Genomic DNA, 12,506 nt, shown 5'->3' on the forward strand with positions numbered 1-12,506 from the left:
CTTGATCAGCGCATAAATCTTGCCGCAAAAGTATCTTTCCCAGGCGTATGATTTCTTGCCGTAATCAGCGCGCGCAGATGGCGCGGTGCGGCCCGATATCCGAAACGCATCCTTCCTGTGGAGAGACAGAATGAAAATGCCCGTTTTAGGAAGCACCCAGCCCGCCATCAGCAACCGTCCGCTCGACATGCTGGCCACCGACACGGCGGCCGTGCGCGCCATCGCCCAGGCGGCCGTCAGCGTGGAACTGTTCACCATTCCCCTGTACATGGCCACCATGTATTCGATCCAGGGCACGCACCAGATCAACTCGAAAGGCATCACGTATTACGAAGGCCGCCAGTGGCCGGGCATGGGCACGACAGCCCGTCCCGAACTGGCCGAGCAGAAAGCCTTCAATATCATCTTCAGCGTCTTCATCCAGGAAATGCTGCACCTGCAGATGGCGGCCAACCTGGCCACGGCCATCGGTACGGCGCCATGCTTCACGGGGTCGGAGCTGCAATCGCAGGAACATGGCTGGACCTGCTACGGCGAGCACTGCACCGTGATCCCGCACATCGTCGACTTGCAGGACACATCCGGCTATCGCCACGTGCGCGTCAACCTGGAAGAACTGAACGACAACCAGTGCGACCTGTTCCTCGCCATCGAGCAACCGGAACAGCAGGCCCGCGCCCAGCTGGCCGAGTTCGACAGCCAGGATCACACGAAATACTTCCCGGAAGTGCCGCTGCCGGGCTGGACGCCGGGCAAGCACGTGCACGATCTGCCCCTGTTCGGCACCATCGGCTACATGTACGAATGCTATGCGCGCTATATCAGCATCGAATACACGGATGGCCAGACCCTGTGGCAAAAACTGTTCGTCAACGGCTCGGTGCAGCAAGACATGTTCAACAGCCGGGTCCAGGGCCATGCGCGGGCGGAATTTCCCCGCTTCGACACCTGCTTCGGCCCTCAGGACCAGGATAGCGGCCAGACGGGTTCGTTCAACAAGGCCATCGACATGATGGCGGCCATCACGGACCAGGGCGAGGGCAGCGAAGCGGCCATCCAGCGCTACCGGCGCGACGCGGCGCAGCGCCTGATGGCCGTGCAGCCCGACTACCGCGAAGACCTGGCCGCCTTGCAGTGCGATTACCCGTCCTACGCGAACAATGGCAAGGAGGCCGAATCGCGCGACGCGCAGGCGCGCCACGACAGCGCCCCGTTCGACCATTACGAGCGCTTCGGCCAAGTCAAGTCCATGCTGCCCGTGAAGACCTGGGCCGGCTGGCACAGGGAAGGCCAGCGCTGGAGCGAAGCCATGCTGACCAACGAGCGCTACAATCCGGCCACCGCACCGAAGAACATCCCCGCGCCGGCCGACGTGGCGGGCGCCCTGAACCGCCTGAAGGATACCAGCGGCACCTTGGGAATGCTGAGCACGGTGGCCACGGGCGCCATCTACGGCATCACTTCCGTGCTGGACCAGTACTGGCTGAACCAGCAACTGGACTTCCCGTATCCGTCGATGGTGGGCGCGGGCGACCGCATGGCCATCTGCTGGGCCGTGCTGGGCCAGGCGCCAAACCTGGCGACGGGCGTGCCGCTGGCCGACAAGAGCGTGCTGTACCACGCCTGCCAGGGCATGCACCTCGAGGGCGAAGCGTCGTCCACCTGCGCCGCGCTGGCCGTCTACCATACGTGCCGCGGCTCCAACGGCTGCCACGCCCAGGGCGGCTGCGGCTTTGCCCAGGCCGACACGGGCGGCTCCTCCTGCGGCCATTCGGTCAAGGCCGCCGCAGCGCCGGGCTCGCCATGCTATGTGCCGCCACCTCCGCCGGCGGACGATAAAGTCTACAGCGCGCCCAGCGACAACAAATGCGCGAGCTTCGGCGGCTGCGCCGTGCCGATTTCGGCCTCGCAGCTGTATCCGAACACCACGGGCAAGGAACCGCCCGAGCCCGCCACCATGATCCTGTACGATTTCGGCCCCGCGCCCGAGCACCGCAGCAAGCCTCTGGGCCAGACCATGAGCTTTACGCTGGGCGACAACGTCTATGACAAGGCCTGGGAAGCCTACGGCAAGGTGATGGCGGCGCGCGGCACGCCGGTGGGAGCGCCGCCGGCGCCCACCGACCTGCGCCTGGCCTTGCCGCCGTCGACCTGATGCGGGGCATCCTGCACGAGGCGCGGCCGCGCCTGGGCCTACCGAACGTGGGCCTGGGCGTGGGGCTGCGCCCGCCGCACTATGAGCACATCCTGCGCCACGGGCCGCAGGTGGACTGGTTCGAGATCATCAGCGAGAATTTCATCGACAACCACGGCTATGCGCGCCATGTGCTCGAGCAGGTGGCGGCGCAGGTGCCCATCGTCATGCATGGCGTGTCGCTGTCGATCGGCAGCAGCGATCCCCTGAGCCTGGCCTACCTGCGCAAGCTGCGCCAGCTGGCCGCCGAGATCCGGCCCGCATGGATTTCCGACCACCTGTGCTGGACGGGCGCCGCCTCGCTCAACAGCCACGACCTGCTGCCGCTGCCGCTGGACGAGGCCAGCCTGCGCCACGTGGGCGCGCGCGTGCGGCAGGTGCAGGAATTCCTCGGCCGTCCCCTGATCCTGGAAAACCCCAGCACCTACGTGGAGTTTGCCCAGTCCAGCATGCCGGAATGGGAATTCCTGGGGCGCCTGGCCGAGGACACGGGCTGCGGGATCTTGCTCGACGTTAATAATGTCCATGTCAGCGCGCATAACCACGGCTATGACGCGGCCGCCTATATCCGCCAGCTGCCGCACGACCACATCGTGCAGATCCACCTGGCCGGGCCGACCGTCTGCGGCGCCATGCTGATCGATACCCACGATGCGCCCGTGCCGGCCGCCGTCTGGCGCCTGTACGCGCTGGCGCAGCAGCTGACGGGCGGCGTGTCGGCCCTGCTGGAATGGGATGCGGAGATTCCCCCGTATCCGCAGCTGCTGCTTGAACTGGACAAGGCGCGCGCGGCGGTGCGGGGCGAATTCGCGGACGCCGCGCCAGCCACGGCCAAGGTGGCCGCCGCCGTCTCCACGCCGCTGGGCTTTCACCTGGAGGCGGCCCATGCACGGTAATGGCGCGCCGCTGGCGCAATTGCAGGCGTGGTTCCTGACGGCCATGACGGCGCCCGGCGGTGCCGTGCACGGGGCGCAGCTGGCCAGCGAGCGCCACGGCCTGACGCAGGAGCAAGTGCTGAAACGGGCGCGGGGCGGGCCGGCGCCGCTGCACATCCATGCGGACGGCTACGTGCAGCGCCTGCTCGAATGCCTGCAGGCCGACTATCCCGTCTTGCGCAAGGTGATGGGCGACGAGCTGTTCGCCTTCTTTGCCCGCGCCTATGTGTGGCGCCACCCGTCCGCTTCCCCCACCTTGTATGACCTGGGCGGCGGTTTTGCCGATTTTCTCGCCGCCAGCCAGCGTGGCGCCGGGGCACAGGGAGACGCCTTGCGCTTTGCCGTCGAACTGGCGCAGCTGGAGCGGGCGCGCAGCGAAGCGGGCAGGGCGCCGGGGCTGGAAAAACGGCCGCCGCCAATCTTGCCTTCCGGCCTGGACTTGATGCTGGGAATGGCGCCGGCCTGGCGCCTGGCGCCGTGCACGCGGCTGCTGGCGCTGTCGTTCCCCCTGTGTGCTTTCTGGCAGCAGGCGCAAGCGGCGCCCGACGACGCCGTGCCGGCCCAGCCCGTGGCCGCTCCCGCCTTTGTCGCCATCTCGCGCCTGCATTACCGGCTTGTCATGCAGCAGTTGCAGCCGTGGCAGTTTTACTGCCTGCAGGCGCTGGCCGGCGGCGCACCGCTGGCGCAATGCGCGCGGCAGGCGGCGCAATCGAGCGGCAGGGAGCCGGACGAGGTGCTGGCCGACACGATGCTGTGGCTGCCCTTGGCGGCCGCGGCGGGGCTGGTCATCACCGAAGCGTGAGTGGACGGCGGCGGACGCAAAAAAGGCCGATGAAAATCGGCCTCGATGGTCAGTACAAATATTGCTTAACGGTAAAACGCTTCGACTTTGCCCTTGAGCTTGATCTGCAGCGGACGGCCGCGGCGGTCGAGCGACTTGGTGGAAGCGACCTTGATCCAGCGTTCGCTGATGCAATATTCTTCCACGTCAAGACGTTCCTTGTCGTTGAAGCGGATGCCGACGTCGTTCTCGAACACGGCTGCAACGTGATAAGGGCTGCTAGGGTCGATCGACAGGCGATCGGGCAATGGGGGTAAGGTGGTGGTATCGTTCATGGCCGTCATTATCGCCCAGAATGCGGTTACAGACAACGGCCTTTCGCGTGCCGGCTATCTGGCCGGACGCGAAATGGCGGGTTCGGCCGTGTGCGTGGAGGGTGACGGTAGTGATGAGGAACCGTGCTGCGTTCCCGTCGGGTCCGCCAGCTGAATGGTCGTGCCGTGCTGCCAGGCATCGGCACCGTCCATGATGGCTGGCGCGGGGATATCGGCCCGCTGGCGGCGTTTTTCGGCCGAATCGATGCGAAAACGGCGGTCGCGCGCGGCGACCATGGCGGCGTCGGCCTGGCCATCGTTTGTGAATCCCATCATCAGTTGCGGCACGCCCAGGGGCAAGGTCTTGTGTACATCCGTGTGCCACGTATGCCAGGTCTTGCCATACGTGGCGACGAGTTTTTGCATCAAGGCTTTTTCCTCCACGGCGGGAATGCCGGGGGCGATCAGCTGGCCTGATTTGACTTCATGCACGTGGCTGTGCCACAGCGCTTTTTCCGCTGCGGGCAAACCTTCGTACAGCCTGGCGCTGACGATGTATTCGACGCCCATCAGCTTGGCATCTTTGACATTGCCATCGTAGATCACGCACTGGATCAGCTCTTCATTGACGATGGCGCAATAATGGTGCGCTTCCATCTGGCCGCGCAGATTGCCATTGTAGAAATGAAAACCGTCAAGATAGGCGTTCAGCGCCGCAATCGGCGGCCGGGCTTGCAATGCGTCGGCGCCCGCGTCCAGCACGCGCGTGGAGACCCCGGCCGGTGCGCCCGGAGCCTCCACGTTTGATGCCGTATTCCTGGCGCCGCAGGCGGCTAGGCCCATGGCCACCCCGGCGCACAGCATGGCCGTCAGTGCTTTCATGTTGAGAAGGCGCATCGGGCCATGCCCCCGGGGTCAGGATTTGTCGTCATTCTTGTGGCTTTGACGTCCCGCTTCCACGTGCTGCTCATGCGTGCCGCCGCGCGTGCCGGTGCCGGAACCCGATTGCTGGCCCGACTGTTGGCCCGATTGCTGCGAGCCCGATTGCTTGTCGCCGTCATTCTTGTGGCTTTGGCGGCCCGCCTCGACATGCTGCTCGTGCGTGCCGCCCTGGGTACCGCCCGACGATTGACGGGTGCCGGACTGTTTGTCCGACTGCTGGCTGCCCGATTGGCCCGATTGCTGTTTGTCCGATTGGCCGCCCGATTTGTCGTTGCTGTTCGAAGTCATGGTCATGTCCCCTATGGTTGGTTTGCGTAATCATCCGGTTCAACATTGGCTGCACCGTTGAGACCATTCTCGCTGCCTGCGTCGGGCTTAGCCATAGGGACACGACTTGTCGCCACGTAGGAAAACTCCGTGGTGGATGACAACCATTTCTAGATTGCTACTACAGATGCCGCGTTTCCTGCGGCGGCGCATTCCACTCGTCATGCCGGCCATCGACAAAGGTGACGGGCACTTGCGCCAGCTCGGCCGCCGATGCGTGATCGAGGCAGTTGACGCCGATGCCGACGAACGGGCCGTTGCGGGGCGAATCGCCGCGGCCAAACGGGCGCACGCCGCAATGGCGGCAAAAATAATGGCGCTCGCGGCGAGCGCCGAAACGGTATTCGCTCAGCTCGCCTTCACCGGCCAGCAGGCGAAAATCCGCGGGCGGGACCAGGCTGGCCCAGCAGCGGATTTTCAGGCAGTAGGAACAGTTGCAGCGCAGGCTGGGGGCCGCCAGGTCGATCTCGGCCGCGAAGCGCACGGCGCCGCAGTGGCAACTGCCATGGTAGGTTTTTTTCATGCAGCCCACTTTACAGGGTTGCCGCACTGTCATGCAACTGCTGGAATTGCGACAGCTGCTGTTGCATCAGCCGCGCATACTGGCCGCCCGCGCGCAGCAGCTCGGCGTGCGTGCCTTGCTGGCAAATCCGGCCTTTGTCCATGACGATGATGCGGTCCGCTTTCACAATCGTGGAAAAGCGGTGGGCGATGATGATCGTGGTGCGCCCTTGCATCAGGGTGTCGAGGGCGAGCTGCACCTGCTGTTCGCTGGCGGCATCGAGCGCGCTCGTGGCTTCGTCCAGGATGAGGATTTTCGGCGCGCGCAGGATGGCGCGGGCAATCGCGATGCGCTGCTTCTGTCCGCCGGACAATTGCACGCCCCGTTCGCCCACGAGGGTCTCGTAACCGTCCGGAAATGCCGCAATAAAATCATGGGCATGCGCCAGGCGCGCCGCCGCCACCATCGCTTCGCGCGCCACGACCCGGTCCGGCACGGCAAAGGCGATATTGTCGGCGATGCTGCCGGAAAACAGGGCCGGCTCCTGTTCCACCACGGCCATCTGGCGCCGCAGCTGCGTCACGCCCAGCACGTGCGCATCGATGCCGTCGAACTGCAGGCTGCCCGCGTCTATCTGGTAGTGGCCCAGCACCAGGCTGGCGATGGTGGACTTGCCCGCGCCCGAAGCGCCGACGAGGGCGATTTTTTCGCCCGCGCGGATGGATAGGCTGACGCCGTCGAGGGCCGTCACCTGCGTGCGTTCGGGATACGAAAAACTTACGTCGCGCAGCGCGATATGGCCGGCCAGCGGCGGCTGCGGCGCCGCCTCGGGCACGGCGCGGTGGCTGCGCAGGATCTCGAAGATGCGGTCGGTCGAGCCCATCGTGCGCATCCACGTGTTCCAGAATTCGCTGATGGAGCCGGCCGTGTCCGTCACCATGCTGGCATAGATGACAAAGGCCGTCAGCTCGCCCACGCTCAAGCGGCCCTGTCCGATCAGGTGGGCGCCGAAGCACAGGGTGGTCAGCAGGGCAACGAAGGCGAGCAAGCCTTGCGCGCCCTGGAACACGGCCAGCAGCCGCGTGCCGGCCAGGGACACGCCCAGCAGTTCGCGCATCGCTTGCGCGTAGCGCGCCATGGCGCCGCCTTGCTGGTTGAACGCCTGCACCAGGCGCGCATGGGCAAAGTATTCCTGCGCCACCTTGCCGCTGGCGGCCAGGGTGGCGGAAATGGCCCGCGCGCGCTGCCGGTAATTACTGCCTGATAACTTGCCCAGATACAGGCTGATGGGAATGAACAGGGCCAGCGGCAAGCTCAGCATGGGCGACAGATGCAGCAGCATGGCGATGCCGCCCAAAAACACGCACAGCGAGCGCAAGGCATTGGCCGCGCCGATCGTCAGGCTTTCATGCAGGGCCGACACGTCGGACGTGAGTCGGCTGTTCAGCTCGCCGCCATGGTGCTTGTCGAAAAAGGCGATGGGCTGGTTGATTACCACGTCGAACAAGCGCCGGCGCACGCCCATGACGATCATGTGGCCGCCCGATTGCAGCAGATAGAAGCGGGCGGCCGAGGCCAGCGCATACAGCAGGCTGAAGGCCAGCATGGCGGCCACCATGCCCGGCGTAACGCCGCGCCGCGTCAGTTCCGCCACGTTATCGATGAAATACGCGATGGCTTGCGGAAAGGCCAGCTGCGCACCCACGGTGAGGGCCATGCACAGCAGGCCGGCGGCGATGCGCCAGCGCACCGGGTACAGCAGGCGCAGGCGTTCCAGATGGGGGCCGATGTTTACATGGTTCATGCGGCGCGCTCCTGCGACGGTTCGGCGTTCAATTGTTCGGCCAGGGCCAGCCAGTCTTCATCGCCGATCAGGCCGGCCGCTTCCACCGTGCCCTCGTGATTGACGAACACATAGGAAGGCGAACTCATCAGCGGGTTCACGCACCGGTAATCGCGTAGCGTCAGCCGCGCCGTGGCTTCCCGCAAGATGCTACTGGGCAAAAAGGCGCGCAGCCGGCGGGCCGGTTCTTCACTGATCAGCCACAGGGCCAGGCCGGCGTCCCGCGCCAGCGGCAGCAGCTGTTCGATACCAGCCAGCTTTTCCGCGCATTTCGGACAACGGCTGGCCAAAAACAGCAGCACGGCCGCCTGGCCCGCGGCACCCGGCTGGAAACGCGCGCCGCCAGCCAGGGGACGGGCTTGCACTGCCGGCAGGGGCTCGCCCGGCACCAGCGCCGCAGGCGCGATGCGTTCGCGGCGGCTGGCGCGCAGCACGGCCAGGGTCAGCCAGATATTGCCGGCGAGGGCAAAGGCCAGCGCTGCCAGCACAAGTTGCAAGGTCGTATCATCCATCAGCCGGCCCTTGCCAACGTGGCGATGTCGTGCAGGGAAATCACGGCCACGCAGACGATGGCCGCCAGTCCGGCGGCCAGGACCGAGGTGGCGACGGGCAAGGATGCCGTCTGCTCGGATGCGAAATAGGCGCCGTTGATGCCGACCGCCAGCACGTTGCGCAGCAGGTCGTATTGCGAGACGGGCCGCGCCGCTTCGCCAAAGCAGCTGCAGCGCACCACGCTGTGCGTGAAGTAGCGCCAGGCCAGGACGGCGGTGAGGGTACTGAGCAGCACGAGCGACAGCAGCATCGGCAGCTGCGTGCCGCCCGCCAGCAGCCAGCCGGCCAGCAGCAGTTCCGCCGCCACCAGGGCCGGTGCGGCAACAGTGGCTACAGCGGGCGCCACGCCGAACGAGGTGGCCAGGTTGCCGCGAAATTCCCTGTAGCTGCGCAGCTTGCCCACGCTGGCCGCCAGCAACAGCAAGGCGATCACATAGCGTGCGATATCGGACAAAAAGGGGAGTGCTGTCAGCATTGCGTGCTCCACAGCGGCGCAAAGCCGCCCGGACGCTGGCGCCGCAGCTGCACGCCGTCGCGCGACGCCAGCAGGGCATCGTTCCACGGTTCGTCTGGCGCGCTGCGCAGGGCGCCGCCTATGCTCGATTGCAACTGTGTCGAGATGGCCCAGCCCAGCCGTTCGGCATGGGCATCGCGGGCCATGTTCAAGCCCAGCTGGGCCAGCTCTTCGCGCGTCAGGGCATAGTTGTGCGAGTGGTACCCGGTCACCAGTTGCGCGACGATGGCGCGCCGCGCTTCTGGCGTGGCGTCGGGCAATTGCCAGGCCAGCAATTCCTCGCCGATCTGTGTCAGCTCCAGGGTGGTACGGTAAAAGGCCGTGAGGGAAGGGGGGAAGATGCTGCCGCACAGCAAGGACAGCGATTGCTGGCGCGCCTCGGCCGCATCGACGCCGAACCACTGCTGCGCCATGTCGCCGAAGACCTTGATGTCCAGGCTGGACATGGAGCCGCCGTCGGTGCCATCGAGCTGCGGGTCGATGGGCGAGAACAGGGCGAGGTCGCCGGCGATGATCTCATCGGCGCCCAGGGACAGCAAGGTGGCGGCCGACTGGCAGTGGAAGGGCACGATAAAGCTCAGGTGGCGCGCATGCTGGCGCAGCAGGATGGCGATGCGCCGCGCCGCGTTGACGATGCCGCCGCGGCCGTGCAGCACCACGTCGAGGCGCGCCACGGGGCCGATGCCCTGGCACAGTTCATACAGGGCGGGCAGCAGTTCCATGTCCAGGTGCGAGGCGGCCAGGACGATGGCACGGCTGTCGCGCGCCAGTTCCAGTTCGCGCAGCTGGACGGGGATCTGGTTCAGGTCTGGCTGCGGCATAAGGCTCCTTCGATCAGGGTAGTGGCCACGCTTTCCAGCAGGGGCAAGGCGGGCACCAGTTGTTGCACATACAAAAATTGACCGACAGGGTTGTTTTCCAGGAAAACGTACTCGCCGTCGGGCGTGACGATGAGATCGAGCGCGCCATACTCGAGGCCATAGCTGTGCACGAAAGCGAGGCAGCGCTGCTGTATTTCCGCTGGCAAGGTGCATGCTTCATAGCGGATGGGGGCCGACATGTCGCGCGAATCGATGGCCGTGCGCGCATCGTCCTGGGAATACAGGCGCGCGGCAAACAGTTGCTGGCCGATCACGGTGACCCGCAATTCAAATTGCTTGGCGATATATTCCTGGAACTGGCAGCTCAGTTCGCTGACGGCGTCCAGGCTGTCCAGCATGGCGTCGTCGACGATGGTGGTGCCGAGGCCGGCGCTGACCCTGTCAACGTCCTCGACGGCTTCGGCAGCCAGGCTGGGCGTGGACATGGATTTGAAAATGATGGGGCCGCCGACGGTGGCGCGGAAAGCGCGCACGTCGTCGGGTACGTTGGTAATCACGGTGGCGGGCACGCGAAAACCCATGCGCGCGGCCCGCGCCAGCTGTTCACCTTTCCATTGGGCGCCGCGCAGGGCCAGCGGATGGCTGAGCCAGTAGCAATCGAGACTGTACAGCACGCTGAAGACGGCTTGCTCCGTTTCCAGCTGGGCGTAGGCGCGTTCCTGCAGCGTCAGGTCGGCGCTGGCGTAGGCATAGTCGGCCGCCTTGCGCAGCCAGACGGCGCCTACTTGCTGCAAGTCAAGCCAGTCACCATCGGGCAAGCGGCGCAGGCGCGCGCTGGCGCGGCCGTCCAGCAGGCGCTGGCACAGCTGGTAATCGCGGGGAAAGGCGTCGAGATCGATACGGAAGGGGGCATGGCCGCGCTCGGCGAGGATGGCTTCGACCAGGTCGGCGTGCAGATCGCCGCTATGGCTGATAATCAATACCTTTTTATGCATTCAGGGGCCTGCGGGGAAGGAAAGTAAAAGGCCTTGCCGTGGCAAGGCCTTCAGTTGGCTAGGGTATCAGCAATACACGCCCGTATCGTTTGGGGAAAAACGCGAACTGTCGCGCAGATTGTAATCTTCCGGATCGCCGTAATACGTGCAGCCGGCCACGGCTACGCCATCGCGCACCTGCCATGGTTGCTTGACTTCCTTGTCTGCTTCTTTCTCCGCCAGTTTGAAAGCAAACAGCTTGGTTTGATTCTGTTTTTGCATTGTCATCCTCTTGTCGTGGTTAAGTGCCGCTTATTGAGTATCCAGTGGTGCCGGTTTTTAAATGCCGGATTTTAAAATTCTTCGTCGATAAAGAATCAGTTAATGTTGGTATTTATTATGAATGCCGCGCGCAGAAATATACTGCGCCGCAATTGGCGCCAATTCATCAAGTCGGGATTGGAATAAAACCCCGCCAAGGGCGAGGTTCCAGGGTGCTGCGAAGATCAGCAATACTGGCCGCTGTCGTTCGGCCTGAGACGCGAAGAGTCGCGATATTGATCATGGGTGCCGACGGCGGTGCAGCCAGCCACGGCGACGCCGTCGCGCACTTTCCAGGCAGTGGCCGGCGCCGCCTGTTTTTGTACCTGTTTTTCAGCCAGTTTGAACGCGAACAATTTGGTTTGATTTTGCATTGTACTATCCTCTTGTGATGGTTAAGTACTGCTTGCACTGTATGCCATGGTATATGGCCATTCGATATTAGCGCCGGAATAAATAAGCGTCAATTGAAAATCAATCGTATTCGCGATTATCTTTTGGGAATACTCACCAAATATCACGCGGTCCATTTATATTATTGCAGTGCGATAAACAATAAGCATGGTATTTTAAATGAGCGGCAAGCGGTCTGATTATGGATGGCAAACGGATAGCCTAGGCGCGCGGCCACGCACTATAATGACGCCTGTTGAATGGACAGGGCAGGAGCCACATGATGGAAATGGCAGTTACCGACAGCCTGCGTCAGCTGGCATACGCGCAAGCCGCAGCCTTCGTGCAGACGCTCGACGGGCGCGATCCTGTTGCGCTGCAACGCGACTGGGGCCTGTCGCCGGCCGTGGCCGACGAGATCATCGAAATGCTCGACAGCTATTTTGCGGCGGACCAGGCATTGTCACTGGCGCCGCTGGCGCAAGCCTTCGTGCCGGGCAAGGGCGGCCGTCCCGCCGTCGACGTGTATGCCACCGGGGCGGGACCGCTGGGCCTGGAATGCCGGCTGCTGGCCGATGGCAAGCCTGGCGAAGCGATCCTGCACCTGGAAATGTCCGGCCACGATGGCGCGCTGCACCTCCATTACCGCTACATCGGATCCTGAGAACAAGATGATGAAGAACCTGACTGAACTGATCAGCGAAAAACAGCAGCGCATCTGCGACAAATTCGGCCTGCCGGCGCAAGCGCCCGAACCCATGGTGGCCCTGGCCATCGGCAGCCTGGCGCAGTCGCCCATCTACGGCACGCGCATCGAGCTGCCGGAAAATGGCACGATCAGCTGGTTTATCCATTGCGGTGAACACGACGACGCCAGCGGCTTTTACCAGCCCCTGCATGCGGAACACCTGCACGAGATGCTGCCGCAGGTGGTCGATTACCTGGCCTTGCCCAGCGGTGCCAAGTTCATTCTCGACCGCCAAGGGTACGAGGATGTGTGGCTGGGAGAGTAACTTTCTGACTGGCAAGATTATCGTTGACGTTGACAAATAGGTATGGGATGCTGCGGTTCCGTTTTCTCTTGCCGAAAGCC

At 64.2% G+C, this 12,506-nt stretch carries 16 protein-coding genes; 5 read left to right on the forward strand and 11 right to left on the reverse strand.

Annotation, left to right across the window (positions count from 1 at the left end):
* Positions 1–130: 130 nt before the first annotated feature.
* Genes SKZ59_RS10165 through SKZ59_RS10175 form a run of 3 tightly spaced genes read left to right on the forward strand, consistent with a single transcriptional unit; the run spans position 131 to position 3,931 of the window.
* Positions 131–2,155 (forward strand): ferritin-like domain-containing protein, encoded by a 2,025-nt coding sequence (locus SKZ59_RS10165; RefSeq protein WP_319991618.1) that lies wholly within the window; start codon positions 131–133, stop codon positions 2,153–2,155.
* Positions 2,155–3,090: a DUF692 domain-containing protein gene (locus SKZ59_RS10170; protein WP_319991619.1), complete on the forward strand. Its 936-nt coding sequence runs from the start codon at positions 2,155–2,157 to the stop codon at positions 3,088–3,090. Before SKZ59_RS10165 ends, SKZ59_RS10170 begins: the two co-directional genes overlap by 1 nt.
* Complete coding sequence (locus SKZ59_RS10175) at positions 3,080–3,931, forward strand: DNA-binding domain-containing protein (protein ID WP_319991620.1); 852 nt, start codon at positions 3,080–3,082, stop codon at positions 3,929–3,931. Before SKZ59_RS10170 ends, SKZ59_RS10175 begins: the two co-directional genes overlap by 11 nt.
* Positions 3,932–3,996: 65 nt before the next feature.
* On the opposite strand, the gene SKZ59_RS10180 is transcribed toward SKZ59_RS10175, so the two are convergent.
* The 11 genes from SKZ59_RS10180 to SKZ59_RS10230 all read right to left on the reverse strand — a co-directional run bounded on the left by SKZ59_RS10180 (position 3,997) and on the right by SKZ59_RS10230 (position 11,394).
* Positions 3,997–4,245: a DUF3297 family protein gene (locus SKZ59_RS10180; RefSeq protein WP_010398340.1), complete on the reverse strand. Its 249-nt coding sequence runs from the start codon at positions 4,243–4,245 to the stop codon at positions 3,997–3,999.
* Positions 4,246–4,299: 54 nt separating this feature from the next.
* Entirely contained in the window at positions 4,300–5,106 is an 807-nt protein-coding gene (locus tag SKZ59_RS10185) for an OBAP family protein (RefSeq protein ID WP_319991621.1), read from the reverse strand.
* Between the two features lie 33 nt (positions 5,107–5,139).
* Positions 5,140–5,454: a hypothetical protein gene (locus SKZ59_RS10190; RefSeq protein ID WP_051990946.1), complete on the reverse strand. Its 315-nt coding sequence runs from the start codon at positions 5,452–5,454 to the stop codon at positions 5,140–5,142.
* Between the two features lie 160 nt (positions 5,455–5,614).
* Positions 5,615–6,016 (reverse strand): GFA family protein, encoded by a 402-nt coding sequence (locus SKZ59_RS10195; RefSeq protein WP_319991622.1) that lies wholly within the window; start codon positions 6,014–6,016, stop codon positions 5,615–5,617.
* Between the two features lie 10 nt (positions 6,017–6,026).
* Positions 6,027–7,799 (reverse strand): ABC transporter ATP-binding protein, encoded by a 1,773-nt coding sequence (locus tag SKZ59_RS10200; RefSeq protein WP_319991623.1) that lies wholly within the window; start codon positions 7,797–7,799, stop codon positions 6,027–6,029.
* Positions 7,796–8,350 (reverse strand): hypothetical protein, encoded by a 555-nt coding sequence (locus SKZ59_RS10205; protein ID WP_319991624.1) that lies wholly within the window; start codon positions 8,348–8,350, stop codon positions 7,796–7,798. Before SKZ59_RS10205 ends, SKZ59_RS10200 begins: the two co-directional genes overlap by 4 nt.
* Entirely contained in the window at positions 8,350–8,865 is a 516-nt protein-coding gene (locus SKZ59_RS10210) for a MauE/DoxX family redox-associated membrane protein (protein WP_319991625.1), read from the reverse strand. Before SKZ59_RS10210 ends, SKZ59_RS10205 begins: the two co-directional genes overlap by 1 nt.
* Entirely contained in the window at positions 8,859–9,725 is an 867-nt protein-coding gene (locus SKZ59_RS10215) for an SDH family Clp fold serine proteinase (RefSeq protein WP_219329028.1), read from the reverse strand. The genes SKZ59_RS10210 and SKZ59_RS10215 overlap by 7 nt, the downstream gene beginning before the upstream one ends.
* A complete protein-coding gene (locus SKZ59_RS10220) occupies positions 9,707–10,720 on the reverse strand; it encodes an ATP-grasp domain-containing protein (RefSeq protein ID WP_319991626.1) in 1,014 nt (337 codons plus the stop codon). The genes SKZ59_RS10215 and SKZ59_RS10220 overlap by 19 nt, the downstream gene beginning before the upstream one ends.
* Before the next feature lie 66 nt (positions 10,721–10,786).
* Positions 10,787–10,981, reverse strand: a complete 195-nt coding sequence (locus SKZ59_RS10225) for a hypothetical protein (RefSeq protein WP_034748139.1) — start codon at positions 10,979–10,981, stop codon at positions 10,787–10,789.
* A gap of 224 nt (positions 10,982–11,205) precedes the next feature.
* The gene (locus SKZ59_RS10230; protein WP_034748143.1) at positions 11,206–11,394 is read right to left on the reverse strand and encodes a hypothetical protein; all 189 of its coding nucleotides are present in this window, start codon (positions 11,392–11,394) and stop codon (positions 11,206–11,208) included.
* 299 nt (positions 11,395–11,693) lie between these two features.
* Here SKZ59_RS10230 and SKZ59_RS10235 point away from each other — a divergent pair, with 299 nt between their 5' ends.
* Together SKZ59_RS10235 and SKZ59_RS10240 are read left to right on the forward strand one after the other, a co-directional pair.
* The gene (locus SKZ59_RS10235; protein ID WP_319991627.1) at positions 11,694–12,077 is read left to right on the forward strand and encodes a hypothetical protein; all 384 of its coding nucleotides are present in this window, start codon (positions 11,694–11,696) and stop codon (positions 12,075–12,077) included.
* Between the two features lie 7 nt (positions 12,078–12,084).
* Positions 12,085–12,426: a hypothetical protein gene (locus tag SKZ59_RS10240; RefSeq protein WP_319991628.1), complete on the forward strand. Its 342-nt coding sequence runs from the start codon at positions 12,085–12,087 to the stop codon at positions 12,424–12,426.
* Positions 12,427–12,506 lie beyond the last annotated feature (80 nt).

Origin of the sequence: Janthinobacterium sp. GMG2 (genome assembly GCF_033949445.1) — a bacterium.
GTDB classification, from domain to species: Bacteria; Pseudomonadota; Gammaproteobacteria; order Burkholderiales; family Burkholderiaceae_D; genus Janthinobacterium; species Janthinobacterium aestuarii.